Here is a 25,959-nt window from a genome sequence, read left to right as displayed (position 1 = left end):
CCTTTCCGGAAGTCATCCGCTCGCGCCGCCGTCGTGCAGTCTAGGAGCGGGTACGCCGGCTACGCGTCGCGCCGCCGCAGCACGGCGTGCCCGGCGGCCAGGGCCGCCGCCGTCCAGCCCAGGAGCCAGGCCAGCCCCTCGCCCGGCGGGTACGGGATCGGCCCGCCGGTGAGGTTGTCGGCGCTCTCCATGAACGCCAGCCCGGCGAACATCGGCAACCGCATCGACGCCTCCACCGCCACCTGGCTGCCCGTCATGAGCAGCACCAGCGGCAGCCCGAACAGCAGCATGAACATCACCGTCAGCGCCCCCGCCGCGCCGCGCAGCGCCGTGCCGACGCCGAGCGCCATCAGCGACACCAGCGCGGCGAACACCCCCAACCGCAGCAGGTCCACGACCGCCTCCCCCGCGTCGAGCGTGACGAACCCGCCGAAGACGGGCACCGACAGCAGCAGGTACGTGGCCACGGCCGCGAGCCCGCCGGCCAGCACGCCGGTCGCGAACATCACCGGCGCCACCACGAGCGCCTTGGCGGCGAGCATCCGGCCCCTGATCGGCACGGCCTGCAGCGTCCCGCGGATGCTCCCGGTGGCGTACTCGGAGGTGATCGCGAGCATGCCGAGCGTCACCATGACGAGCTGGGCGAACGTCGACGCCGAGACCACGCTCTCGGTGGCCGGCAGGCGGGCCGCCGTCACGCCGTCGCGCACCAGGTCCGTCGCCCGGGAGCCGCCGAGCGCCACCGCGGACAGCACGGTGACGGCGACCGTCCCGGTCAGGCACCAGAAGGTCGAGCGCACCGACCACAGCTTCGTCCACTCGGCGGCCACCGGCCAGGTGACGGATGTGAGGTTCACCGGGCGCTCCCGTACTCGACGCTGTCGGCGGTCAGTTCCTGGTAGGCCTGCTCCAGCGAGGGCTCGCGGGGGCTCAGCTCGTGCAGCCGGACGCCAGCCTCGTGGGCGAGGTCGCCGACGCGCTCGATCGGCGCGCCGGTGGCGACGAGCTCGTTCTCACCGCGCCGCTCCACCGCGATCCCCGCCGCCGTGAGCCGTGCCGCGAGGTCACCGGCGTGCGGGGTGCGGACGAGCACGGCCGTGGCCGCCAGGACCTCGCCCAGCGGCGCGTCGGCGAGCAGCCGCCCCTTGCCGATGACCACGAGGTGGTCGGCGGTGAGCTGCATCTCGCTCATCAGGTGGCTGGAGACGAACACCGTGCGCCCCTCCCCCGCCAGCGTCCGCATGAGCCGGCGCACCCAGCGCACCCCGTCGGGGTCCAGCCCGTTGACCGGCTCGTCGAACATCAGCACCTCGGGGTCGCCGAGCAGCGCCCCCGCGATCCCGAGCCGCTGGCTCATGCCGAGCGACAGCGTGCCCGCCCGCTTCCCGGCGACGGCGCCGAGGCCGACCGTCTCCAGCACCTCGCCGACGCGGGCCTTCGGAATGCCGTTGCCGCGCACCAGCGCCACAAGATGCGCGCGGACGCTCCGGCCGGGATGCACCGCCCGCGCGTCCAGCAGCGCCCCGACCGTCCGCAAGGGGTTGGTTAGCTCGTGGTACGGCCGGCCGCCGACGAGCGCCCGGCCCGCCGTGGGCCGGTCCAGGCCGAGGATCATCCGCATGGTGGTGGACTTGCCCGCGCCGTTCGGGCCGAGGAATCCGGTGACGGCCCCCGGGCGGAGCCGCAGCGTCAGGTCGTCGACGGCGACGCGGTCGCCGTAGCGTTTGGTGAGGTGGTCGAGGCTGATCACGTCGTACCACGCTAGGGAGCGGGACGTCCGGCGACCATGGGGGCGATCCGCCGACTCCTGTGGGGGTTTCCCGTAACCGTCAGGGCGTCACGGGCACGATCCGCGCCTCCCGCAGCACGCCGTGCTCGATCGTCAGCAGGCCGACGGTGCCGTGCGGCTGGCGGCGGCGGTCGGTCGGCGAGCCGGGATTGAAGATGCGCAGGCCCTCGCCGGCCTCGTCGAGCGGGATGTGCGAGTGGCCGAACACCACGAGGTCCGCCTCGGGGAAGCGGCGGCGCAGCCGCGGCAACCGGCCGCGGGCCGGCCCGCTGTCGTGGATCATGCCGACCCGGAGGCCGTCGAGGGTCAGCTCCAGCGTCTCGGGCGCCGCCACGTCGGGGCCGTCGTTGTTGCCCTTCACGGCGTGGACGGGCGCGTACGCGGCCAGCTCGGCCAGCACGGAGGCGACGCACACGTCCCCGGCGTGCAGGATGGCGTCGGCGTGGCGCAGCTGCTCGGCCACCCGGGGCGGGCACGAGCGCCAGCGGCGTGGCGCGTGCGTGTCGGAAAGGACCACCACTCTCACGCCTGTCCCCTGCCCGCCCGCCCGTCGCGCTCACGCACCGGCGAGCGGGTTCGGCAGGTAGGCCCAGCGGTCCCCGGGCGGGCCGCCCTCCAACTGCATGAGCGTGTGCGCCTTGACCGGCAGCTCGGCGCCGAACAGCGCCGCCCGGTCGGCCCTCCCCGTGGCCGGCAGCTCGTCGAACGCCCGCCGGGCGGCCGCCGCGACCTCGTCCCACAGCCGCGCCTCCACGTCCCGGTCACCCTGACCGAGGGCCGAGACCAGCGTGCCGAACGTCGTGCCGACGAGCGACCCGAACAGCTTCTCCCGCAACCGCCACGGGTCGTCAGTGAGGAGACGGGCGTGCAGCGGCGGAGTCTCCAGCCCGTGGCGGGCGAGCCGGGCGGGGCTCACCCGGATGTCGGCCAGGTCGCGGTAGACCAGGCGCACGGGACGGCCGTGCCGGTCCAGGACCACCAGCAGGTTCTGGCCGTGCGCCTCCAGCGCGATGCCCATCGCCAGCAGCCCCAGCCCGGCGCCGAACGCCGCCCGCGCGAACGCCGCCATCCACCCTGCTCCCCCACCTCCGCGGGCGGCGGCTCCCCGGGTGTGGGCTTCCCGGGTGTGGGCTTCCCGGGCGGGCCGGCCCCCGGCGAGGACGTGGATCAGGGGTGGGCCTCCGTCCGCCGGACGCGCGGTGAGCGCGGCCAGCGGCGCCACGACCTCCCCGGAACCGGCGAACCGCGACGGCGGCTCGCGCAGCAGCACCGCCACCTCCGCGCTCGGCCGCCCGTCCACCAGCGCGGCCGCCCCGCACAGGTAGCGGGCGACGTACGGGCCCGCGCTGCCGAGCCGGGCTGCGGCCCGCGTCAGCAGATCCGACAGCGGCACCGCGTCACGCACCGACGCCGCCGAGATGTCGCGCACGTGCGAGGTCATCCGCGCCGACACGGCCGTCTTGACGTGCGGCCCGCCGTCCAGGGGCGCGAGGGTGCGCAGCGACATCAGCGGCCGGGCCGGGATCGACCGGCCGGACGGCTCCAGCCCGAGCTCCGGCAGCCGGTGCCGGCTCTGCCAGGGGTGCACCGGCACCAGGATCCGGTCACCGTCGGTCAGCCGGGCCGGCCACGGGCCCGCGAGGAGGCAGCGGGCGGCGGGCACGGCGACGAGGTCGAGCCGCACGACCGGCCGGTGCTCGGGCGCGTACGCGAGCTGCTCGGCCACGGAGAAGCCGGGACGGTTGCGGCAGCACGGGTGGTACGGGTGCCCGTCGACCACATCCTGCTCGAAGGCGAGGTCACGGCCGGGGCCGCGGGCGGGGTCCAGGGCCGCGGCGTCGGCGCGGGACAGGGCCAGGGAGGCGGTGCTGCGTTCCAGGTCACCGACCAGGCGGGCGGTACCGGGCAGGCCGAGTGCCGCGAGGAGCTCCGCCGGATCGGTGTACGCACGCCCGTCCAGCCACACCACCATCCCACCACCCTGCCCACCACCCGGATGGCCGCCACCCGGATGCCCACCACCCGGATGCCGGCCACCCAGATGCCCACTACCGGGGTGTCCACCGCCCGGCTCGTCTCCCAGGAGGTGGCCGCCGGTCGGGTTGCCGCCGGTCGGGTGGCCGCCGGTCCGGTGCCCCCTTGTCGGGAGGAAGTCGGTCGGGAGGGAGCCGGTCGGGAGGGTGCTGGTCGGGAGGGTGCTGGTCGGGACGGCGGGGTCGAGGTCGTGCGGGAGGCGGGCGGGGCCGGTGAGGAGGCGGCCGTCGCCCAGTCGTACGCTGCCCGGTCCCCGGTCGGCGACGCCGGGCAGCGGCTCGTACAGCAGGCCGCGCCACAGCCTGGCGAGGACCGCGGCCCGGGCGCCCGGCAGGGCCGCGGCGCAGGGCGCGGTCAGCCCGGGACGCACGGCGGCGAGCTCGGCCGCGAACTCGGCCGCGAATCCGGTCTCGGCCTCGTCCGGGAACCCGGACCGGGCTCCCCCGGGAGGTGGCGGGACATGGGACACCACCCTTCATTACCCGAAGTGCCAGCGCCGATACCCAGGGTAGGAGGGTGTCATGTCATGTCGGGACATGGGGGAAGTTCTCACCATGACGGCCCTGCTCAACTGCGTGCTGCGCGAGGTCGCCCGGCCGGAGCCGGACGGCCATCGCCTCCCCGCCACCGGCCGGCTCCTCCGCGTCCACGCGACCTGCCCCCGCACCCGGACCCGTGGAAGGACCCCCGGCCACCGACCGTGCGAACAACTGCCCGACACACGGGGTCCCGACACACGGGGTCCCGACACACGGGGTTCCGACACACGGGGTTCCGACACACGGGGTTCCGACACACGGGGTCGCGACGGGCGGAATCCCGACGGGCGGAATCCCGACGGGCGGAATCCCGACGGGCACGACCCCGGCGGACACGGCCCCGACGGGCGGGGGCCCGGGGAGGAGGAGAGGGCGGGGCGGTATCCGTCCTGGGCCGAGGTGCTCACCCCTGACGGCTGGCGACCGCTGTCCCTCGACGGGCTGCTGACCGTGGTGGGCGAGGAGTTGCGGGCGGGAACCGGGACCGGCAACGACGAGCTGCCCGGCGAGATCCGGCACAGCCGCGACGTCGTCAGGGCGCTGGTCGCCGCACGGCGTGATGCCGCGCCGCCCGACGACCCGTACCTGCGCTCGGAGCAGGCGCTGCTGGCCGGGCACCGCTACCACCCGGCGCCCAAGGCGCGCGGCGGGAGGGGACCGCGGGCGTGGCTGCGGTACGCGCCCGAGGCGTACGCGCGGTTCCCGCTGGAGCTGCTGGGCGTGCCGGAAGAGCTGCTGGTGGAGGAGGGCGACGCGGCGGCGCTCGACGGGCTGGGACCGCCTCCGCCCGACGGCTACCGGCTGCTGCCGGCCCATCCGTGGCAGCTCGACCTGCTGGGCGACCCGACCTGGGCGTCCGGCCCCGGTGGGAGGCCCCCGGTCGCCGGGCGGCGGGGCGGACGGTCGGGAGGCGAGCGGGCGCGCGGGGTGGTACGGCTCGGGCGGAGCGAGGCGGTGGCCGTGCCCACCTCGTCCGTGCGGACGGTCTACCTGCCGGACGCCGACGTGTTCTGCAAGTTCAGCCTGGACGTGCGGATCACCAACGACGTGCGGCGGCTCTGGCTGCGCGACCTGCGGTGGCTGACGGCGGTGGACGGCGTGCTGAGGACCGTCTTCGACGACCTGCCGGACCGGGTGCCGAGGCCGGCCGTGCTGTCCGACCGCGGCTACCGGACGGCGGACCCGGGTGGGCCGGACGGCGGGGAGGCGCTCGCGGTGGTGCTGCGCGACGGCCTGCGCGAGCACCTGCGTGACGGGCTGACGCCGCTCGTCGCGGCGGGCATCAGCGAGGGGTACCCCGGCGTCCCGCTCGACGGCCTGGACCGCGACGGGGCGGCGCGGTGGTGGCAGCGCTACCTCGACCATCTCGTGCCGCCGGTGCTGCACGCGTACCTGCGCCACGGGGTGGTGCTGGAGTGCCACCTGCAGAACGTGCTCGTCGGCGTGGACGCGACCGGGACGCCCGGACAGGTGATCTTCCGCGACCACGAGGGGGTCAAGCTCGTCGAGGACCGCCACCGCGACCTGCTGGGCGGCCGCGAGGGGGGCGGCGGGCCGGGCGTGAGCGCCGCCTACGGCTGGGAGCGGCTGGTGTACTGCCTGGTGGTGAACAACCTGGCGGAGATCGCCGGGGCCGTCGGCGTGCGGCATCCCGGGCTGGCGGGAGAGCTCTGGGAGCGGGCGCGGGCCGTGGTGGCGGCGTGCGCCGGCGACCACGGCGACCCGCCCGAGCTGCGCGCCCTGCTCGCCGCCTCGCACGTCCCGGCCAAGGCCAACCTGCTGCTGCGCTGGACGGGCGCCGACGGCGGCGTGATGCGGTGCGTGCCGGTGCCGAACCCGCTGGCCCCCTCACACCCCGGTTGTTTCGGCCGTGTTTCCGGCGTTACCCATGTGTAGCCGTTGTTACCGCGGTGAATTACCCGTAACGGAAGCACCGCCACGGACGGTCAGCGTGCGTAACCCGCCGTTCCTACGCTCGACGAGCAGAAAGCAGAGCGTAGGAGGAGATGATGGCGCGGTGGCTCGCCGACTGGCACCCCGATGACGAGGCGTTCTGGGAGAGCAAGGGCAAGCGGGTCGCACGACGCAACCTCGCCTTCTCCATCTTCGCCGAACATCTCGGCTTCACCGTCTGGACGCTGTGGAGCATCGTGGCGACCCGGATGGGCAGCTACGACTTCACCACCGACCAGCTCTTCTGGCTGGTGGCGCTGCCCAACCTGATCGGGTCGGCGCTGCGCATCCCCTACACGTTCGGCCCGGCGAGGTTCGGCGGGCGCAACTTCACCGTGGCCAGCGCCCTGCTGCTGCTCGTCCCGGCCGTCCTGCTCGGCTTCGCCGTGACCGACCCGGGCACGCCGTACTGGCTGTTCCTGGTGATCGCGGCGCTGGGCGGCGTCGGCGGCGGCAACTTCGCCTCCAGCATGGCGAACATCACCTACTTCTACCCGCGCTCCCAGCAGGGTGTGGCGCTCGGCCTGAACGCGGCGGGCGGCAACATCGGCGTCAGCTCGGTGCAGCTCGTCATGCCGCTGGTGATCGGCTCGCTCGGGCTGGCCGCCGCGGGCTGGTTCTGGGTGCCGTTCATCGTGGTGGCGGCCGGCTGCGCCTGGTTCTTCATGGACAACCTGACCAGTGCCAGGGCCAACCCGCGCGAGCAACTCGCGGTGGCCGGGCGGGCGCAGACGTGGGTCATGTCGTTCCTCTACATCGGCACGTTCGGCTCGTTCATCGGCTACTCGACGGCGTTCCCGCTGCTCAGCAAGAGCGTCTTCCCCGACGCGCCGTACGCGGCGGTGGCGTTCGTCGGGCCGCTGCTCGGCTCGCTGATCAGGCCGGTGGGCGGCTGGCTGGCCGACCGCCTGGGCGGCGCGCCGGTCACGCTGTGGAACTTCGCCGCGATGGGCGCCGGCGTCGTGCTGGTGTGGTTCGCCACCACGTCGGGCTCGTTCTGGCTGTTCTTCCTGGCCTTCCAGACGCTGTTCGTCACCGCGGGCATCGGCAACGGCTCCACGTACCGGATGATCCCGGCGATCTTCCAGGCGAAGGCGGTCGCCGAGCGCGGCGAGAGCGAGGAGGCGCTGCTGTACGGCAAGCGCCAGGCCTCGGCGGCGATCGGCATCATCTCGGCGGTCGGCGCGCTGGGCGGCTTCCTCATCAACCGGGCGTTCGGCATGTCCTTCGCGGCGACCGGCAGCCCCGCGACCGCGTTCCTCGCCTTCGGCGCCTTCTACGGGGCCTGCTTCGCCCTGACGTGGTGGTGCTACATGCGCACCGTCGGCGTCTCCCGGATGGCCAGCCTGGCCTACGCCCGGGTCTGACGGCCCCGAGAACCCCAGTCCGGCATGACGACCCCTGGTAGGACGAACGTGGAACTCCCCGTGCTGACGCACTGCCCGTACTGCGCCCTGCAGTGCGGCATGGCGATCACCCCAGAGGCCGCCGTCACCCCGCGCACCGACATCCCGGCCAACGCGGGCGGCGCCCTGTGCCAGAAGGGCTGGACCGCGGGAGAGCTGCTCACCAACGGCGAGCGGCTGACCGGCCCCCTCCTGCACGGCAGGCCCGTCACGTGGGAGGTCGCCCTCGACCACGTGGCCGGCCGGCTGTCCCGGATCCGCGCCGAGCACGGCCCCGACGCCGTGGCCGTGTTCGGCGGCGGCGGGCTCACCAACGAGAAGGCCTACCAGCTCGGCAAGTTCGCCCGGGTGGCGCTCGGCACCAGCCAGATCGACTACAACGGCCGCTTCTGCATGTCGTCGGCGGCGGCCGCGTCGACGCGGGCGTTCGGCATGGACCGCGGGATGCCGTTCCCGATCACGGACCTGGCCGAGGCGGACGTGGTGCTGCTGGCCGGCGGCAACGTCGCCGAGACGATGCCGCCGTTCGTGCGTCACCTGGCGGGGCCGCGGCTCATCGTGGTGGACCCGCGCCGAACGGCGACCGCCAAGCTGGCCTGGCTGCACCTGCAGCCCACCCCCGGCACCGACCTGGCGCTCGCGCTCGGCCTGCTGCACCTGGTCGTCGCCGAGGGGCTGGCCGACGAGGAGTACATCGCCGCCCGGACCACCGGCTTCGACGAGGTCCGCACGTCGCTCGCGTCGTGGTGGCCGGAACGGGTCGAGCGGGTCACCGGCGTGCCGGTCGCGCGCATGCGGCAGGCCGTCCGGGCGATGGCCGCCGCCGGGCGGGCGATCGTGCTCACCGGCCGGGGGGCCGAGCAGCACGCCAAGGGCACCGACACGGTGACCGCGTTCATCAACCTGGCGCTCGCGCTCGGCCTGCCCGGCACGCCCGGCTCCGGGTACGGCTGCGTCACCGGCCAGGGCAACGGCCAGGGCGGCCGGGAGCACGGGCAGAAGGCCGACCAGCTCCCCGGCTACCGCAAGATCGACGACCCGGCCGCCCGCGAGCACGTCGCCAAGGTCTGGGGCGTCCACCCCGACGACCTGCCGGGCCCCGGCCGGTCCGCCTACGAGCTGCTCGACGCGCTCGGCACGCCGGCCGGGCCGCGGGCGCTGCTGCTGTTCGGCTCCAACCCGGTGGTGTCGGCGCCGCGCTCGGCGCACGTCAGCGACCGGCTCGGCGCGCTCGACCTGCTGGTGGTGTGCGACGTGGTGATGTCGGAGACCGCCGCGATGGCCGAGGTGGTGTTCCCGGTGACGCAGTGGGCGGAGGAGACGGGCACGATGACCAACCTGGAGGGCCGGGTGCTGCTGCGCCGCAAGGCCGTCGAGCCGCCCGCCGGGGTGCGCAGCGACCTGGAGGTCATCCGTGAGCTGGCCGCCCGGCTCGGCCACACCTGGCCGTCGGACCCGCGCGTGGTGTTCGACGAGCTGCGCGAGGCGAGCGCAGGCGGCCTGGCCGACTACGCGGGCATCACCTACGAGCGGATCGAGGCGGACAAGGGCGTCTTCTGGCCCTGCCCGTCGCCGGACCATCCGGGGACGCCGCGCCCGTTCCTCGACCGGTTCGCCACCCCGGACGGGCGGGCCAGGTTCACGCCGGTCGAGCACCGGCCCGCGGCCGAGGAGATCGACGAGGACTACCCCGTCTACCTCACCACGGGCAGGGTGCTCGCCCACTACCAGAGCGGCGCCCAGACCCGCCGGATCGCCCCGCTCGCCGAGGCGGTGGCCGAGCCGTTCGTGGAGCTGCACCCGGACCTGGCCGAGGAGCTGCGGATCGACGCGGGCGACATGGTGCGGGTGAGCAGCCGCAGGGGCCAGACGCAGGGGGCTGCCAGGATCAGCGACGCGATCAGGCGCGACACGGTGTTCATGCCGTTCCACTGGGAGGGCGCCAACCGCCTGACCAACCCCGCGCTCGATCCGACGTCCCGGATGCCGGAGTTCAAGGTGTGCGCCGTCAAGGTGGAGAGGGTCGCATGAGACTGGTCGTCGTAGGGAACGGCATGGCGGGCTCCCGCCTGGTGACCGAGGTGCGGGCACGCGACCCGCACCTGACGGTCACGGTGGTGGGGGCGGAGACGTGCCAGCCGTACAACCGCGTGCTGCTGTCCAACGTGCTCGCCGGGAGCGCCAGGCCCGAGCAGGTGCGGCTGCTCGACCCCACCTGGTACGCCGCCCACCGCGTGGAGGCGATCTTCGGCAGCGCGGTGACGTGCCTGGACCGCGACGCCCGCGCGGTGGTCACCGAGGACGGGCGGCGGGTGCCGTACGACGTGCTTGTGCTGGCCACCGGCAGCGACGCCATCGTGCCGCCGATCCCCGGCGTGGAGCGGGCCATCCCGTTCCGCACGCTGGACGACTGTGAGCGCATCCTGGAGTCGGCGGGCGGCAGCCGCCGGGCCGTGGTGATCGGCGGCGGGCTGCTCGGCGTCGAGGCGGCCCGCGGCCTGGCCGGGCGGGGCCTGCCGGTGACGCTGCTCCACCTGGCCGGCCACCTGATGGAGCGCCAGCTCGACATGGAGGCCGGCGAGGTGCTCGGTGAGACGCTGGCCGGGCTGGGCGTGGACATCCGCACCGGGGTCAACGCGGAGGCGGTGCTGCCGGACGGCGTCCGGCTCGCCGGCGGCGAGCTCGTCGAGGGCGACCTCGTCGTCCTGGCCTGCGGCGTCCGCCCGGTGACCGGGCTGGCCGCCGAGGCGGGCCTGGAGGTGCGCCGCGGCATCGTCGTGGACGACGAGATGCGCACCGACGACCCGTCGATCTTCGCGATCGGCGAGTGCGCCGAGCACGACGGCACCGTGTACGGCCTGGTCGCCCCCGCGTGGGAGCAGGCGGGCGTCGCCGCGGACGTCATCACCGGCGGCAAGGCGCTCTACCGCGGCTCGCGCATGGTGACCCGGCTGAAGGCGCGCAGCGTGGAGCTGGCCGCGATGGGCGAGACCCAGCTCACCGAGGAGCACGCCGAGGTGGTGCGGTTCAGCCATCGGGCCCGCGGCACCTACCGCAAGCTCGTCATCCGCGACGGCCGCCTGGTCGGCGCGATCGTGCTCGGCGAGAGCGACGCGGTCGGCACGCTGACGCAGCTCTTCGACCGGGGCGGCCCGGTGCCGGGCGACCGGGCGGGGCTGCTGTTCCCCGGCCTGTCGGCCACGGCGCACGTCGCCGACAGCCCGACGCTGATGCCGGACGCGGCGAAGGTGTGCCAGTGCAACAACGTGACCAAGGGCCAGATCCGGGCGTGCTGGGAGGCCGGCGCGCGGGACGTGGCCGGGATCGCGGCCGCCACCAGGGCCACGACCGGGTGCGGCACCTGCCGCGACGCGGTCGAGGGCATCGTCGGCTGGCTGTGTGAGCAGGAAGGGGTTTCGGCATGAGGAACGTCGTCGTCGTGGGGTTCGGCCCGGCCGCCCACCGGTTCGTCGAGACCCTGACGGAGCGGGGTTTCGGCGGGCGGATCACCGTCATCGGGGAGGAGCCGCGCCCGGCCTACGACCGGGTGGCGCTGACCTCGTACCTGACGGGCAAGAGCCTGGAGGACCTCACCTACCCGGTGCCGGACGGGGTGGTGACCCGGCTGAACACCCGGGTCACCGTGATCGACCGCGAGGCCCGCGTGGTGACCACGGCCGACGGGGCGGCCGAGCCGTACGACGTGCTCGTGCTCGCGACCGGGTCGGCCCCGTTCGTGCCGCCGGTGCCGGGCGCCGGGCACGCCTTCGTCTACCGCACGATCGACGACCTGGACGCGATCCGGGACGCCGCACGGGGGGCGACGGAGGGCGTGGTGGTCGGCGGCGGGCTGCTCGGCCTGGAGGCGGCCGACGCGCTGCGCGGCCTCGGGCTGCGCACCCACATCGTGGAGATGAGCCCGTGGCTGATGCCGCGCCAGGTCGACGAGGGCGGCGGCTCGGTGCTGAAGGGCCACATCGAGGGCCTGGGGCTGAGCGTGCACGCCGGCGCGGGCGTCAAGGAGATCGTCACCGACTCCGGCGGCCGCGTCACCGGACTGCTGAAGCCGGACGGCACACTGCTCGACGCCCAGGTGGTGGTCTTCTCCGCCGGCGTCAGGCCGCGCGACGAGCTGGCCCGCGCCTGCGGCCTGGAGGTGGGCGAGCGGGGCGGCGTCGTGGTGGACGAGGGCATGCGCACCTCCGACCCGGCCGTGTACGCGATCGGCGAGTGCGCGCTGGCCGGCGGCATGGTGTACGGCCTCGTCGGGCCGTGTTTCACGATGGCGGAGGTGGCCGCCGACCGCATCATGGGCGGCGGGTCCGGCTTCGAAGGCGCCGACCTGTCCACCAAGCTGAAGCTGCTGGGCGTGGAGGTGGCGCAGTTCGGCGCGATGGACGGCGCGCTCGACGTGACCTACATGGACCCGGTGGGCGGCGTCTACAAGAAGCTGTTCATCAGCGACGACGCGCGGACGCTGCTCGGCGGCATCTGCGTGGGCGACGCCGGCCCGTACACCACGCTGCGCCCCTTCGTCGGCAAGCCGCTGCCGGCCGCGCCGTCGGACCTGCTGTTCAGCGGGTCGGGCGCGGCCAACCTGGACCTGCCCGACGAGGCGCAGGTCTGCTCGTGCAACAACGTCACCGCGGGCGCGGTCCGCACCGCCATCGCCGACAGGGGCGTGACCGACGTCCCCGGCGTCAAGGCGTGCACCCGGGCGGGCACCACCTGCGGGAGCTGCGTGCCGATGCTCAAGCAGCTCCTGGAGAAGTCGGGCGTCGAGATCAGCAAGGCGCTGTGCGAGCACTTCACCTACTCGCGGGCCGAGCTGTTCGACATCATCAGGGTGCGCGGCATCACGACGTTCTCCGAACTGATCTCGGGCCACGGGACCGGGCGCGGCTGCGACATCTGCAAGCCCACGGTGGCCTCGATCCTGGCCTCGCTGCACAACGGGCACGTGCTGGAGGGCGAGCGGGCGGCCCTGCAGGACACCAACGACGCGTTCCTCGCCAACATCCAGAAGAACGGCACGTACTCGGTCGTCCCGCGCATCCCCGGCGGCGAGATCACGCCGGACAAGCTCATCGTGATCGGCGAGGTGGCCCGCGACTTCGGCCTCTACACCAAGATCACCGGCGGGCAGCGGATCGACCTGTTCGGCGCGCGCGTCGAACAGTTGCCGCAGATCTGGAGGCGCCTGGTGGACGCCGGCTTCGAGTCGGGCCACGCGTACGGCAAGGCGCTGCGGACGGTCAAGTCGTGCGTCGGCTCCACCTGGTGCCGCTACGGCGTCCAGGACTCGGTGGGCCTGGCCATCGCGCTGGAGCTGCGCTACCGGGGTCTGCGGGCGCCGCACAAGCTCAAGTCGGCGGTGTCGGGCTGTGCCCGCGAGTGCGCCGAGGCCCGGTCCAAGGACTTCGGCGTCATCGCCACCGAGCAGGGCTGGAACCTGTACGTGGGCGGCAACGGCGGCTTCAAGCCGCGCCACGCCGACCTGTTCGCCTCGGACCTGTCGACCGACGAGCTGATCAGGACCATCGACCGGTTCGTCATGTACTACATCCGCACGGCCGACCGGCTCCAGCGCACGGCCGCCTGGATCGAGTCCATCGAGGGCGGCCTCGACCACGTCCGCGACGTGATCGTGCACGACTCGCTGGGCCTGTGCGCGGAGCTGGACGCGCAGATGGCGCACCACGTGGCCACGTACGAGGACGAGTGGCGCGCCACCATCGAGGACCCGGAGAAGCTGAGCCGCTTCGTCAGCTTCGTCAACGCCCCGGGCGTCCCCGACCCGTCGATCGTCTTCGAACGCGAACGTGACCAGATCAAGCCGATGGTGGTGACCTCATGAGTTGGATGACCGTGTGCGACTACCACGTCCTGCTGCCGGAGCGGGGGGCGTGCGCCCTGGTGGGCGGCGAGCAGGTGGCCGTCTTCCGCACCTTCGAGGGCGAGGTGTACGCGATCGGCAACCTCGACCCGTTCAGCGGCGCGTACGTGCTCTCCCGCGGCATCGTGGGCACCAGGGGCGGCGAGCCGACCGTGGCGTCCCCGCTGCACAAGCAGGTGTTCTCCCTCGTCTCGGGGGTGTGCCTGGACGATCCGGGCGTCCGGGTGCCGACCTACCCGGCGCGGGTGGCCGGCGGCCGGGTCGAGGTGGCCGCCGGCGCCGGGCCGGTCGAGGCGGCCGACGAGCGCCGCCTCGTGGACGCCTCCTAGCCGCCCCAGGCGGTTCGGCGGGCGCTCAGGCGGGTGGGCAGTCGGCGAGCCGGGCGCAGGCGACCAGGTGTCCCGGCCCGGCCTCGGCCATCCGCCCGGCCGCCGCCCGCCCGTCGCCGCCCGCCGACCCGCTCTCGTGGCAGAGGCAGGACGTCACGGGTGCGGGGTCCTCCCACGGCGCGTTCAGCCGCGGCACCGCGGCCAGCAGAGCCCGCGTGTAGGGGTGCCGGGGGTCGCCGAACACCAGGTCCGTCGGGCCCATCTCGACGACGGCGCCGCCGCGCAGCACGACCGTGCGCTCGGCCAGGTAGGTGCCGAGCGACAGGTCGTGGGTGACGTACAGCACGCCGAGACCACGGGTCTTCAGCTCGGCCAGCAGGTTGAGCACGTCGATGCGGGTGGAGGCGTCGAGCATGCTGGTGATCTCGTCGGCGACCAGCAGCTTGAGGTCGAGCAGCAGCGCCCGGGCGATGAGCATGCGCTGGAGCTGGCCGCCGCTGAGCTGGTGGGGATACTTGCCGAGCACCTCGCCGGGGTTCAGCCGCACGTCGCGCACGGCGGCCTCCACGCGCCGCTCCCACTCGGCCGCGGGAACCCGCGGGAAGTAGCCCTCCTTGACGAGCGCGAACACGCGATCGGCCTTGAACACCGGGTTGTAGCAGCTGAACGGGTCCTGGAAGACGCCCTGGACGGCCCGGTAGTAGTCCTTGCCCGGCCTGACCGGCGCCCCGTCCATCGTGATGGAGCCGCTGGTGACGGGGGTGAGGCCGAGGATCATCCGGCCGATGGTGCTCTTGCCGCTGCCGCTCTCGCCGATCAGCGAGACGACCTCGCCCGGCCGCACGTCGAAGCTCACCCCGCCGACGGCCGTGACCGTCCTCCCGCCGAAGGTGCCGGTCCTGAACACCTTGGTGACGTTGTCGAGTCTCAGCATCAGGCCTTCCAGCAGGCGACGAAGTGGTCGGGCTCGGTCTCGGTCACCGGCGGGTCCTCGGCGCATCCCTCGTCGGCGAGCGGGCAGCGGTCGCGGAACCGGCAGCCGGGCGGCGGGTCCAGCAGGGAGGGCGGGCTGCCGGCGATGCCGGACAGCGGCCGCTCGGCGTGCCGGACGCCGACCTCGGGCAGCGAGTTGATCAGCATGCGGGTGTACGGGTGGCGGGGCGCCTTGACCATGACGTCGGCGGGCGCCTTCTCGGTGAGCCGGCCCGCGTACATCACCATGATCGTGTCGGCGATGTGGGAGGTGAGCGCCAGGTCGTGGGTGATGAAGAGCATGCTCTTGACGAAGCCGCTGTCGCGGAAGCCGAGCAGGGCCCGGGCGACCGCCTTCTGGGTGGACACGTCGAGCGCTGAGGTGATCTCGTCGGCGACGAGGAGCGACGGGTCGAGCAGCGTCGAGACGACCATGACCATGCGCTGCTTCATGCCGCCGGACAGTTCGAGGGGGTAGCGGTCCAGCACCTCACGGGGCAGCCCGACGAGGTCCAGCCGGCGTTCCAGCTTGTCCCGGTCGAGACGGACGCCGCGTGACTTCAGCAGCTCGGCGACCATCCGGCCGATGCGGCGGGTGGGGTTGAGCGCGCTCATCGCGTACTGCGGGACGAGCGACACCTCGTGGAAGCGGAACGCGTTCATCCGCCGGTCGTCGGCGATGGGCAGCTCGCGCCCGTCCAGCTCGACGGTGCCGCCGACGTGCCTCATCCGCCCGTCCAGGCGGATGAGGCTCTTGCCGAGCGTCGTCTTACCACACCCGGACTCGCCGGCGAGGCCGAGGATCTCGCCGTCGCGAACGCCGAACGACACGCCGTCGAGCGCCTTCACCTCGCCTCCGAGGGTGCGGTAGGAGACCCGCAGGTCGGTGACGGTGAGCGTCATGTGATCCTCAGTTTCGGGTTGAAGACCTCGTCGAGCCCGACGTTGGCGACGTAGAGGGCGCCCACGATCGCGGTGATCGCCAGGCCGGGCGGCACGAACCACCACCACAGGCCGAGTTGCAGCGCGCTCCACTGCGTCGCGTTCTGGAGCATCAGCCCGAGCGAGACGCCCTCGGTGGGACCGAGCCCGATGAAGTCGAGCGACGAGGCGATGAGCACCGATCCGCCGAACAGCAGGATGAACGTCATGAACAGGTAGGAGCTCATGTTGGGCGCGATCTCCCGCGCGATGATGCGCGGCGTGGACAGGCCGCTGAGCCTGGCCAGGTCCACGAAGTCCCGGCCGCGCAGCGAGAACGTCTGCGCCCGGATCGCCCGTGCCGCCCACGGCCAGGAGGTCAGGCCGATGAACAGCGCCTGCACGGCGACGCTGCGGATGCCGAGGTAGGCGTTGATGATGAGCAGCACCGCCAGGGTCGGGATGACCAGGACGACGTTGGTGAGCATGTTCAGCGCCTCGTCCACCAGGCCGCCCCGGTAGCCGGCGGTGAACCCGACCACCATCGCGATCACGGCCGCGATGCCGCCGCCGAGCGCGCCGGCGGCGAACGTGGTGCGCAGGCCGTACACGAACTGAGTGAAGACGTCCTGGCCGAACGTCGTCGTGCCGAACCAGTGCTCGGCCGACGGCGGCAGCATGGGGGCGGCGACGTACTCGTTGGGCGCCGCGACGCCGAGGACGAGCGGGCCGAGCAGGCCGGTCAGCAGCAGGACCAGCACCAGGCCGAGGCCGGTGACCAGCTTGCCGTTGCGCACCGCGAAGTGCAGCGCCTCCCGCCGGACCACCCGGGTCCCGGCGCGTCCCTCGGTGAGGGGGGTCGTCGTCATGCCTGGGCACCCGCCATTCCGGCTCGCGTGCGGGGATCGACCACGACGTAGACGAGGTCGATGACGAAGTTGGCCACGAGCACGCCGACCACGATGAACATGAACGTGCCCTGCAGCAGGAAGAAGTCCTGGTTCTGGATGGCCTTGAGAATCAGGCTGCCCAGCCCCGGGTAGGAGAAGACGATCTCGGTGACGAGCGCGCCCGCCACCAGCACGCCGAGCTGGAGCGCGAGCCCGGTGATCTGCGGCAGCACCGCGTTGCGGAAGGCGTAGCGGCGGATCAGCCGGGACGGCGCGCCGAGCGCGGCCAGGTAGGTGGCGTAGTCGGACTCCAGCTCATAGATGATCATATTGCGCATGCCGATGGCCCAGCCGCCGAGCGCCACGAGAAACAGCGACAGGAACGGCAGCACCCAGTGGTGCAGCAGGCTCAGCAGGAACTCTCCGGTCAGCGCCGGCTGGAGCGAGAAGGCGTAGCCGCCGGCCACCGGGAACCAGCCCGCCACCACCCCGAGCCCCCAGGCGAGCAGCACGGCCAGCCACATGTACGGCATGGCCGTCAGCACGTAGCCGACCGGCAGGACGGTGTTGTCGAGCAGCCTGCGCCGCGCCGCGTAGGCGCCGAGCCGGTTGCCCGCCCACCAGCTCAGCAGCACCGCCGGGATCATCAGCGCCAGCGTGTACGGCACCGCCCGCAGGATGACCGTGCTGACCGGGGTGGGGAACAGCCAGATGCTGATGCCGAAGTCGCCGCGCAGCAGGGTCGCCCAGAAGCCGGCGTACTGCTCCCACAGCGGGCGGTCGAAGCCGAACAGGTCGGTGTAGTAGACGCGCATCGCCTCGACGGCCGCGGGCTGCGACACGCCGGTCCTGGCCAGCATGCCGGCCACCGGGTCGCCCGGCATGAAGCGCGGGATCATCCAGTTGACGGTGACGGCGACCACGAAGGTCAGCGCGTAGACGAGGAGTTTCCTGCCGAAGTAGTGGCGCACGTGAGCCTCTCCAGGCCCTCTCCCCCGCGGTGGAGAGGGCCGTTCACATCGGGCCGGTCCGTCGGGCCGGTCAGGAACCGGCCGGCTGGATCTGCGTGAGCGTCTCGAACCCGCCCAGCTCCAGCCAGTGGCGCCACAGCACGGGCGCGGACTTGGGGGCGCCCTGCGCGGCGGACGGCCAGTTCTTCCAGGTGGCGACGCTCGACTGGGCCCACAGGCCGTTGTACCAGAGCGGGATGATCGGCATCTCGTCGAGGTGGATCCGCTGGATCTGCGAGATGACGGTCTTCATGCCGGCGACGTCGTCGGTGCGGACCTGGTTGAGCTGCTGCACCAGCTTCCAGGCGCGCTGGTTCTCGTAGCGGCCGAAGTTGACGGTGTTCTGCGTCTTGTTGACGGGGAGCTGGAAGACGTAGTCGTAGTACGTCCAGGGGGTGTTGGAGAGCTGGCGCTCGTTGTTGACGAGCAGGTCGAAGTCGCCCTTGCTCCGCTTCTCGACCAGGGCGTTGAAGTCGGGGAAGTCCGGGGTGACGTCGATGCCGGCGGCCTTGGCGCTGGTGGCGATGGTGCGGGCGGCCTCCATCCAGTCGGTCCAGCCGGTCGGCACGATCAGCGTCAGCTTGATCTTGGAGCCGTCCTTGTTCTCCACCAGGCCGTCGCCGTCGCGGTCGCGGTAGCCGGCGTCGGCCAGCGTCCTGCGCGCCTTGGCGGTGTCGAAGGCGAAGCCGGCGGCGCCCACCACGGACTGGTCGACGAACTGGTCCCACTGCGGCAGCAGGCCGGTGGGGCTGGCGACCTTGACGAGGTTGCCGTACACGCCTTCGACGATCTTCTTGGTGTCGACGGAGGCGGCCAGCGCCCTGCGGAAGGCCGGGTCGTCCATCGGCTTCCTGGTGGTGTTGGGCACCAGCCAGGCGGTGTTGGCCGAGAGCATGTACGGCGGCTGGTCGTAGAAGGTGGTGATGCCGAAGTTGCCCTTGACCAGGTTGGCGACGCCGGGCAGGAAGTTGTTGCTCAGGTCCAGGCCCTTCTGCAGCAGCATGCCCATGGCCACCTCGTTGCTGGGGGTGGCGACGTCCACGATGTAGCGCGGCCTGGGCTCCTTGCCGAGGGCGCTCCTGCCCCACCAGTCGTCGCGCCTGACGTAGACGACCCGGTCCTGGTCGTGGCTCTGGTAGGCGTAGGCGCCGGAGCCGACGGGCTTGTCGTTGGCGCCGTTGAGCACCTCCTCCTCCGACCGGCCGGCCCAGATGTGCTCGGGCACGATGACGCGGCTGTAGAGGTTGAAGTCCCACTCCTGGTAGTTGGCCTTGGAGAAGGTGAACCGCACCGTCCTGTCGTCGACGGCCTCCACGCTCTTCAGCCAGTCGTACAGGTTGTGGAACGAGATCGTCTCGATCTTGCCCAGGCCGTAGGAGAAGGCCACGTCCTTGGCGGTGAGCGGCTTGCCGTCGGACCAGGTGACCCCGGAACGGATCTTGGCCTCGTAGACGGTGTCGCTGGTCCAGGAGCCGCTCTCGGCGAGCCAGGGGACGAGTTTGGCGGTGTTGGGGTCGTAGTGGAAGAGCGTCTCGTAGACCAGGCCCTTGGTGCCGGTGGCGTGGTCGCCCTCGCGGATGGGGTTGAAGTGGGCGGGCGGGCCCCACTGGGTGCCGGTGGTGTAGAGGGTCTCGTTGCGGGGCAGCGAGCCGGGGTTGCCCGGGTTGCCGGGGGGCGGGCCGGCGCCCTGGGAGGGCGGGGTGGCGCCGCCACCGGAACAGGCGGCGGCGGCCAGGGCCGCCGCCAGGAGCGGAACGAGGATCCGCGCCCGCTTTCGCATCTGTCTCTCCTTCCCCCGCCGCGGCGGAGGCTCGACCGTCTGTCACAGCCCCGAGGTGGCGGCCCGTGGGGACGCCGTGTGGACCGGTCAGCGGCCGTCTCGGCCTGCGCGCGCACGCAGGTGGCAGGCCCGCTGTGAGAGCGCTCCCACTGAACCGGGTAAGCAACGCGACCGTAAAATCGCACGCTCGCTCAGTCAAGAGTTGTGATGAGGTCGAAATCCCGTCGAACGACATCAGGAGAGACATCGCGACCGCACCCGTGCCATCGGGGCGTGGCGGGAGTATGGTTCGTCTGCACAGATGGCTAACCGGTTCACCCTGGGGGGCTCGGTGAAGCGTCCGACGATCGCCGACATCGCGCGGCGCGCGGGAGTCTCCAAGGTGGCCGTATCGTACGCCCTCAACGACCGGCCCGGCGTGTCGGCCGCCAAGCGGGCGGCGATCAAGGCCATCGCGGAGGAGATCGGCTGGCGGCCCAACAGCGCGGCCCGGGCGCTCAGCCGGGCACGCGCCCTCTCGGTCGGCCTGACGCTGTGCCGGCCCGCCCGCATCCTGGGCGTCGAGCCGTTCTTCATGGAGCTGATCAGCGGCATCGAGGGCGAGCTGTCCGGGCGCTCGTACGCGCTGATGCTGCAGGTGGCGAGCACGCCGGAGGAGGAGCTGGAGGTCTACCGCCGCTGGTCCGGCGAGGGCCGGGTGGACGGCGTGATCCTGGTGGACCTCCGCTTCGCCGACCCCCGTGTCGCCGCGCTGCGGGAGCTCGGGCTGCCGGCGGTGGTGATCGGCCATCCGTCGGAGTCGGGACCGCTGGCGGCGGTGTGGTCCGACGACGCCGCGCCCGTGCGCGAGACCGTCGAGTACCTGACGGCGCTCGGGCACCGCAGGATCGCGCGGGTGGCCGGCCTCCCCGAGCTGGTGCACACGGTGCTGCGTGACCGGGCGTTCAGCGCCGCCTGCGCTGAGCTGGGGACGGACTGGCACGCCGTCATGCACACCGACTACACCGGCGCGGAGGGGGCGCGGGCCACCCGCCGCCTGGTGAGCGCGCCCGGCCGCCCGACGGCGATCGTGTACGACAACGACATCATGGCCGTCGCCGGGATGTCGGCGGCCCGCGAGCTGCGACTCGACGTGCCCGGCGACCTGTCGATCGTGGCCTGGGACGACTCGCCGCTCTCGCAGGTCGTCCGGCCGGCGCTCAGCGCGCTGACCCGCGACATCCCCGCCTACGGCGCCCGGGCGGCGCGCACCCTGCTGTCGCTGATCGCCGGGGAGGAGGCTGCGGGCTCCGAGGAGCCGGCGGCCCGCCTGGTGCCGCGCGGCAGCACCGCTCCACCCCCCGCCGCCCGGTGACACCCGCCCCGCGGCCGGGCCGAGCCGGCGGCCGGGCTCAGGGGGCGTCGTCGCGGACGGAACCGGGGGTCGCGGGTTCGTCCGGCGGCGCCTGGTCCGCCATCCGGGTGGTGGCGGGGTCGTCCTCGTCCCAGCCGAAGGCGGAGCCGGGCGAGTAGTAGCGGCTCAGCCAGGCGGCCAGCCCGTCGAGGCCGGGCATCAACGCGCGCTCGGTGATCCCGGCCTGGTCCAGCCGCTCGCGCGCCTCGGCCTTGACCTCGGGCGGCACCCGCCAGGCCCACCACAGATCGGGGTGCTTGTCCAGCCAGTCCTCGACCGGCCGGGTCACGTCCGACAGCGCCGACAGCACCGACGACTGGGTGATGATCCGCTCGTCCAGCGACGGCGGCTCGAAGAACACGAGGAACGGGTCGTCGGCGCCCAGCTCGTCCAGCGTGTCCAGGTCGGGCACCGCCCGGCCCAGCATCTCGGTGGTGAACAGCAGCGCCCCCTCCCCCTCGAGCACGTCACGCAGCGGCGCGGGGAGCCGCCGGTGCACGGCCGCGCAGTCCACGCCGACGAGCATCGCCTCCTCCTCGGGCCAGGCGACCGTGGCGAAGTGCAGCGCCACGAGCGGCGAGAACGTCCAGTCGATCAGCCGGGTGGGCAGGCCGTGGTGCTGCCCGAGGGCGAGCCAGTCCCACAGGGTCGGGCCGGGCGACTGGCGGTGGGCGTACTTGCGGAAGTTGCGGATGAGGTGCCGCTCCACGCCCCGGCAGTCGCCGGTCAGCCGCGCGAGCCCCGCGAGCAGCTCGTACGGGGGGCGGGCCCGGCCGCGGAAGACCACAGTCGAGTGGGAACGGCCACCGGTGCGATGCCCGCGCAGCCCGCTGACCTCGCTGATCGAGTCGTCGAGCTCCCTCCAGGAGGACACCGTGCGGATCGCCATGCCGCTACCGATGCCCCTCCAACGGACGGCCACACCTCACGAACACGGATGTACTTTTATCGATTTTCGATGTTACGGTGAGCCTCACCCTCGCCGTCGCGGCCTGGATGACGGTCGTCGATGCCAGGGTGGCACTCGGCGACGCCGTCAGTCCGGTCGCCGGCCCGCTGATGGGAGTGGGGGCGTTCGTAGTGGCCGAGGTGGTCGGGCGTGGCCTGGTCATGGTGGACGAGCTCGAAAGGACCGTCTGAGTGCCGCCGGGCGAACTCAACGGACGGATCGAGGTCCGGCTCGACGAGCTGCTCGCCCGGCGCGGCATGACGCTGACCGAGCTGTCGCACCGGGTGGAGGTGACGATCGCCAACCTGTCGATCCTCAAGACCGGCAAGGGCAAGGCCATCCGGTTCTCCACCCTGACGCGGCTGTGCGAGGTGCTCGAGTGCCAGCCGGGCGACCTGCTGCGCTACGCCGAGGACCCGCCGGCCGGTCCGTGACGGCCTGGCGCCCGCCCCGCCCCGCCCCGCCCGGCCCAGCCGTGCGGGCGAGCGAGGGCGGGGCGGGCGGCCCCCGTCTCCTACGGCTCCTGCAGGACCGACAGGACGTTGCCCGCCGGGTCGGTGAACCAGGCGATGAGCGGGCCGCCGCCGTGGAAGATGCCCCGCTCGTCCGTCTCCAGCTGCGGGTAGCGCTCGAAGCGCACCCCGCGCGCCGCCAGCTCGTCCACCGCCTTGCCGATGTCGTCCACCGGGAAGTTGAGGACGGTGTACGTGGCCGGCACGTGGTCGTCCTTCGGGTAGACCAGGATGTCCCGGCCGCCCGCGATGTGCAGGGTCAGCATGCCGTTCGCCACCGACACCGTCAGGCCGAGCGTCTGCTCGTAGAACGCCCTGGCCGCCTCGATGTCGTCGACGGAGAAGCCGCTGTACGCCTTGACCGAACCGAGCATGGTCGCCTCCTCTCACATGGCCGCGCGGTGTTCCTCGCTGAGCTGGATGATCTGGACGTAGTTGCCGTCAGGGTCGATCGCGGTGGCGAACAGGCTGCCGTCACGGTCCTCCAGCTCCGCCAGCCACGACACGCCCAGCCCGTTCATCCGGTCGACCACGGCGCGGGCGTCCGCCACGTCGAAGTTGAGGATGAACCGGCCGGGCTCAGGGTTCTTGTCCGAGATGTCGGAGCGGGTGTCGACGATGAGGTGGAAGCCGCCGAACGTGAACACCCGGTAGTCGCCGGCCACGGTGTCGGCCTCCGGGTCGAGGGCCGCGGCGTACCAGCGGCTCAGCCGTTCGGGGTCGGCGCTGGCGAGCAGCATGCCGTCCAGGGCGGGTCTTCTCATGATGCCTCCCGAGGCGATGAGATGGTGTCACCTGTCCTGACTCGGCGGCGGCCTCGAACTCATCGCCCGGGAGGCGGATTTTTTCACCCGCAGGCGTAGCCGGACGGGGTCGCCGTGTCGCCGCCGGGACGGCCGGCCTGGAAGCCGAACGTGGTGGCGCCGCCCGGCGGGAGGGCGGCGTTGTAGGGGGCGTTGCGGGCGGTGACGGTCTGCCCGCTGGTGCTGAGGGTGGCGTTCCAGGAGCCGGTGACGGCGTGGCCGGGTGGCAGCGTGAAGGTGACCGTCCAGCCGTTCAGCGCGGCGGCGCCGGTGTTGGTGACGGTGACACGAGCGTGTTGTACCAGAAGGAGGTGCGCAGGTTGCCGCTGTCGTCGAAGACCTCGTTGACGACGTCCCAGGAGACGACGGCGGGGTCGGCGGCATAGCGGCCGACGACCTGCGCGATGTGCTCCCGCATGGCGGCGCGCATGGCGGTGGCGCCGAGGCTCTGCACCCAGCCGGGCGTCTGGCTGTGCCAGACGAGGGTGTGGCCGTGGACCTGCTGGCCGTTGGCGGCGGCGAAGCGGACGACGGCGTCGGCGCCGTCGAAGGTGAACCGGCCCTGGCTGGGCTCGGTGGCGTCCCACTTCATGGCGTTCTCGGCGGTGATCTGGTTGAACTCGGTGGCGGCGAGGTCGCGGTAGGCGCTCTCGTTCGCGAGGGGGCCGGTGGCCAGTGCGGTGCCGATGAACTTGCCGCGCGCGGCGGCGTGCTCGCGCAACGCCGCCGAGGCGGCGGCGGGAGTGGCCGGCAGGAGGAATGCGGCCAGCAGCCCGAAGAGGGCGGTCAGCGCGAGGGTTCTGGTGCGGGAGCGGTCGTGCGGGGGCACAGGCGTCCACCTCCACGTGCGTTCTCTGAAACTTTCGGCCCGCTCTCGGGCTCATCCGGACCGTAGGCATGCTGGGTGGACACGTCAACAGCCGGACCCGCTCGGCGGTCTCGTGATGCTGAAACTATCGGGTACAATATGAAAGTTTCACAGAGCGCTTTCGACACCCGCAAAGCGCGGGTAAGGCGCCCGGCAACACCCTGTATCGTGCCCCCGATGAACGTCCTGGACTGGGTCAACCCGGCCCCGCGCAAGGCGACCGCCGACGGCTCCCACCTGGAGCTCGGCCGCTGGGCCGTCACCGGCGGCGACGGCACCGCCACCGCCGTCGCGGCGCTGCGCGACGGCCTCGCCGCCCTGGACGCCCCCGGTGACGCGGCGACGTCCCTCGTCCCGGTGCGGGTCGACGTCGAGCAGGGCCGCGGGCTGCCGCCGGAGGGCTACGCCCTGACCGTCTCCGTGGGCGACGGCGTCCGCGTCACGGGAGCCGACCCGGCCGGCGCCTTCTACGGCGCGCAGACGCTGCTGGCCCTGGCCTGCGCCCCCTGCGAGCGGCACCGGCTGTGCCTGCCCGCCGCCGAGGTGCGCGACTGGCCGGAGCTGCCGACGCGCGGCACGATCGAGGGCTTCTACGGCCGGCCGTGGACCCACGCCGACCGGCTCGCGCACCTGCGCTTCTCGGCCCGCCACAAGCTCAACACCTACGTGTACGCCCCCAAGGACGACCCGTACCACCGGGAGCGCTGGCGCGAGCCGTACCCCGAGGCCGACCTCGCCCGGCTGGCCGAGCTGGCCGGCGAGGCGGCGGTCCGGCACGTGCGGTTCGTGTTCGCGCTGAGCCCGGGCCTGTCGATGGTCTACGGCGACCCGGCCGAGCGGTCCGCGCTGCGCGCCAAGGCCGCCCAGGTGTGGGACGCGGGCGTACGGGAGTTCGCGCTGCTGTTCGACGACATCCCGCCGGAGCTGCCGCACGACCGCGACCGGGCGCTCTTCGGCGCCTCGCCGGGCGCGGTGGCGAGCGCGCACGCCGCCGTCTGCCGCGACTTCGCCGAGACGTTCCTCGCCGCGCGGGGCGCCGAACGCCCCCTGACCATGGTGCCCACCGACTACGCCGGCACGGGCCGCACCCCCTACCGCGACCGGCTCGCCGACGAGCTGCCGCCGAACGTGCTCGTCTGGTGGACCGGCAGGGACGTGGTCGTGGGCGCGGTCACCGCCGACGAGATCCGCGCCGCCGCGGCCTCCTACGGGCACCGGGTGACGCTGTGGGACAACTTCCCGGTCAACGACTTCGACCCGCACCGGGTCTTCCTCGGCCCGCTGACGGGGCGCGCCACCGGCCTCGACGCGGTGCCGCTCGCCGGGATCACGGCCAACCCGATGGTGGAGGCGGCCGCCTCGCAGCTCGCCCTCGCGACCGTGGCCGACTACGCCTGGCACCCCGCGGGATACGACCAGGCGGCCGCCCACCGGCGGGCCGTGCGTCTCACGCGGGGCGCCGCCGAACTGGAGCCGCTGATCGCGGTGTGCTCGTCGTGGCCGCCGAGCGCCGACCAGAGCCCGGCCCTGTCGGCCCTGTGCGCCACGGCCCTGGACGAGCGCGGCCCCCTCCGGCCCGCGCTGGACCGGCTGCGGGAGGAGCTGGGGCGGCTCGCCGGGCTGCCCGCCGACGTGCCGGGGCGGCTGGGCGCCGAGCTGCGGCCGTGGGTCGCGGCGGGCCGGGACATGGCCGCCGCCGGGCTGGCCGCGCTCGACCTGCTGGCGGCCACCGAGGCCGGGGACGCCGCGCGGGAGCGGTACGCCCTCGGCCTGCGGGCGGCGCTGGCCCGCGCCGAGGGGCACGAGGCGAACGTGCTGCGCGGCGTGCTCCCGCCGTTCGCCCGAGCCGTCCTGGAGCGGGCCGACGGCGCCTGACGCCCGACCCTTCCCCCCTGAGGGCGCGGGAGGGAAGGGG

General features: G+C 73.2%; 24 protein-coding genes. 10 read left to right on the top strand and 14 right to left on the bottom strand.

What is annotated here, in order from left to right:
- Positions 1-59: 59 nt before the first annotated feature.
- The 4 genes from CXR44_RS09320 to CXR44_RS09305 form a co-directional block, all read right to left on the bottom strand.
- On the bottom strand, positions 60-857 hold the full coding sequence (locus CXR44_RS09320) for an ABC transporter permease (protein WP_101784635.1): 798 nt from the start codon (positions 855-857) through the stop codon (positions 60-62).
- The gene (locus CXR44_RS09315) at positions 854-1,750 is read right to left on the bottom strand and encodes an ATP-binding cassette domain-containing protein (RefSeq protein WP_101784633.1); all 897 of its coding nucleotides are present in this window, start codon (positions 1,748-1,750) and stop codon (positions 854-856) included. Before CXR44_RS09315 ends, CXR44_RS09320 begins: the two co-directional genes overlap by 4 nt.
- Before the next feature lie 79 nt (positions 1,751-1,829).
- Positions 1,830-2,315: a metallophosphoesterase family protein gene (locus CXR44_RS09310; protein ID WP_101784631.1), complete on the bottom strand. Its 486-nt coding sequence runs from the start codon at positions 2,313-2,315 to the stop codon at positions 1,830-1,832.
- Between the two features lie 30 nt (positions 2,316-2,345).
- Positions 2,346-4,292: an IucA/IucC family protein gene (locus tag CXR44_RS09305; protein ID WP_245899010.1), complete on the bottom strand. Its 1,947-nt coding sequence runs from the start codon at positions 4,290-4,292 to the stop codon at positions 2,346-2,348.
- 469 nt (positions 4,293-4,761) lie between these two features.
- Here CXR44_RS09305 and CXR44_RS09290 point away from each other — a divergent pair, with 469 nt between their 5' ends.
- From CXR44_RS09290 to nirD, 6 genes are all read left to right on the top strand, one after another.
- Positions 4,762-6,258, top strand: coding sequence for an IucA/IucC family protein (locus CXR44_RS09290; RefSeq protein WP_101785334.1), 1,497 nt, complete (start codon positions 4,762-4,764; stop codon positions 6,256-6,258).
- 110 nt (positions 6,259-6,368) lie between these two features.
- On the top strand, positions 6,369-7,682 hold the full coding sequence (locus tag CXR44_RS09285) for an MFS transporter (RefSeq protein ID WP_245899008.1): 1,314 nt from the start codon (positions 6,369-6,371) through the stop codon (positions 7,680-7,682).
- A 24-nt stretch (positions 7,683-7,706) separates the two neighbouring features.
- Entirely contained in the window at positions 7,707-9,752 is a 2,046-nt protein-coding gene (locus CXR44_RS09280) for a molybdopterin oxidoreductase family protein (protein WP_101784629.1), read from the top strand.
- Positions 9,749-11,146, top strand: a complete 1,398-nt coding sequence (locus CXR44_RS09275) for an FAD-dependent oxidoreductase (RefSeq protein WP_101784627.1) — start codon at positions 9,749-9,751, stop codon at positions 11,144-11,146. Before CXR44_RS09280 ends, CXR44_RS09275 begins: the two co-directional genes overlap by 4 nt.
- A complete protein-coding gene (gene nirB / locus CXR44_RS09270; RefSeq protein WP_101784625.1) occupies positions 11,143-13,578 on the top strand; it encodes a nitrite reductase large subunit NirB in 2,436 nt (811 codons plus the stop codon). The genes CXR44_RS09275 and nirB overlap by 4 nt, the downstream gene beginning before the upstream one ends.
- Positions 13,575-13,946: a nitrite reductase small subunit NirD gene (gene nirD / locus CXR44_RS09265; protein ID WP_101784623.1), complete on the top strand. Its 372-nt coding sequence runs from the start codon at positions 13,575-13,577 to the stop codon at positions 13,944-13,946. The genes nirB and nirD overlap by 4 nt, the downstream gene beginning before the upstream one ends.
- 25 nt (positions 13,947-13,971) lie before the next feature.
- On the opposite strand, the gene CXR44_RS09260 is transcribed toward nirD, so the two are convergent.
- The 5 genes from CXR44_RS09260 to CXR44_RS09240 form a co-directional block, all read right to left on the bottom strand.
- The gene (locus tag CXR44_RS09260; RefSeq protein WP_101784621.1) at positions 13,972-14,880 is read right to left on the bottom strand and encodes an ABC transporter ATP-binding protein; all 909 of its coding nucleotides are present in this window, start codon (positions 14,878-14,880) and stop codon (positions 13,972-13,974) included.
- A complete protein-coding gene (locus CXR44_RS09255) occupies positions 14,880-15,821 on the bottom strand; it encodes an ABC transporter ATP-binding protein (protein WP_101784619.1) in 942 nt (313 codons plus the stop codon). The genes CXR44_RS09260 and CXR44_RS09255 overlap by 1 nt, the downstream gene beginning before the upstream one ends.
- The gene (locus CXR44_RS09250) at positions 15,818-16,708 is read right to left on the bottom strand and encodes an ABC transporter permease (protein WP_101784617.1); all 891 of its coding nucleotides are present in this window, start codon (positions 16,706-16,708) and stop codon (positions 15,818-15,820) included. Before CXR44_RS09250 ends, CXR44_RS09255 begins: the two co-directional genes overlap by 4 nt.
- Entirely contained in the window at positions 16,705-17,700 is a 996-nt protein-coding gene (locus tag CXR44_RS09245; RefSeq protein ID WP_101784616.1) for an ABC transporter permease, read from the bottom strand. The genes CXR44_RS09250 and CXR44_RS09245 overlap by 4 nt, the downstream gene beginning before the upstream one ends.
- Before the next feature lie 70 nt (positions 17,701-17,770).
- Positions 17,771-19,519 (bottom strand): ABC transporter substrate-binding protein, encoded by a 1,749-nt coding sequence (locus CXR44_RS09240; protein ID WP_101784614.1) that lies wholly within the window; start codon positions 19,517-19,519, stop codon positions 17,771-17,773.
- Between the two features lie 331 nt (positions 19,520-19,850).
- Between CXR44_RS09240 and CXR44_RS09235 the strand changes: the two genes are divergently transcribed.
- Positions 19,851-20,873: a LacI family DNA-binding transcriptional regulator gene (locus CXR44_RS09235; protein WP_180903268.1), complete on the top strand. Its 1,023-nt coding sequence runs from the start codon at positions 19,851-19,853 to the stop codon at positions 20,871-20,873.
- A gap of 37 nt (positions 20,874-20,910) precedes the next feature.
- Here the strand turns inward: CXR44_RS09235 and CXR44_RS09230 are convergent, their stop codons facing one another.
- Positions 20,911-21,801 (bottom strand): FRG domain-containing protein, encoded by an 891-nt coding sequence (locus CXR44_RS09230; RefSeq protein ID WP_101784611.1) that lies wholly within the window; start codon positions 21,799-21,801, stop codon positions 20,911-20,913.
- Between the two features lie 77 nt (positions 21,802-21,878).
- Between CXR44_RS09230 and CXR44_RS39325 the strand changes: the two genes are divergently transcribed.
- Positions 21,879-22,052, top strand: coding sequence for a hypothetical protein (locus tag CXR44_RS39325; protein WP_180903266.1), 174 nt, complete (start codon positions 21,879-21,881; stop codon positions 22,050-22,052).
- The gene (locus tag CXR44_RS09225) at positions 22,053-22,295 is read left to right on the top strand and encodes a helix-turn-helix domain-containing protein (RefSeq protein ID WP_101784609.1); all 243 of its coding nucleotides are present in this window, start codon (positions 22,053-22,055) and stop codon (positions 22,293-22,295) included.
- Between the two features lie 80 nt (positions 22,296-22,375).
- Here the strand turns inward: CXR44_RS09225 and CXR44_RS09220 are convergent, their stop codons facing one another.
- The 4 genes from CXR44_RS09220 to CXR44_RS09210 form a co-directional block, all read right to left on the bottom strand.
- A complete protein-coding gene (locus CXR44_RS09220) occupies positions 22,376-22,747 on the bottom strand; it encodes a VOC family protein (RefSeq protein WP_101784607.1) in 372 nt (123 codons plus the stop codon).
- A 12-nt stretch (positions 22,748-22,759) separates the two neighbouring features.
- Complete coding sequence (locus CXR44_RS09215) at positions 22,760-23,137, bottom strand: VOC family protein (protein ID WP_101784605.1); 378 nt, start codon at positions 23,135-23,137, stop codon at positions 22,760-22,762.
- An 83-nt stretch (positions 23,138-23,220) separates the two neighbouring features.
- A complete protein-coding gene (locus CXR44_RS40740; RefSeq protein WP_245899081.1) occupies positions 23,221-23,433 on the bottom strand; it encodes a cellulose binding domain-containing protein in 213 nt (70 codons plus the stop codon).
- A complete protein-coding gene (locus CXR44_RS09210; RefSeq protein WP_245899006.1) occupies positions 23,430-24,005 on the bottom strand; it encodes an endo-1,4-beta-xylanase in 576 nt (191 codons plus the stop codon). The genes CXR44_RS40740 and CXR44_RS09210 overlap by 4 nt, the downstream gene beginning before the upstream one ends.
- Positions 24,006-24,221: 216 nt before the next feature.
- Between CXR44_RS09210 and CXR44_RS09205 the strand changes: the two genes are divergently transcribed.
- Positions 24,222-25,919 carry a glycoside hydrolase family 84 protein gene (locus CXR44_RS09205; protein WP_180903264.1) on the top strand — a complete coding sequence of 566 codons (1,698 nt, stop codon included), beginning with the start codon at positions 24,222-24,224 and terminating at the stop codon, positions 25,917-25,919.
- Positions 25,920-25,959: the final 40 nt, after the last annotated feature.

This window comes from Nonomuraea indica, assembly GCF_002850745.1.
Classification (GTDB): domain Bacteria; phylum Actinomycetota; class Actinomycetes; order Streptosporangiales; family Streptosporangiaceae; genus Nonomuraea; species Nonomuraea indica.
The sequence above is the reverse complement of the archived record's forward strand: the minus strand, read 5'-3'. Positions and strand labels throughout refer to the sequence as shown.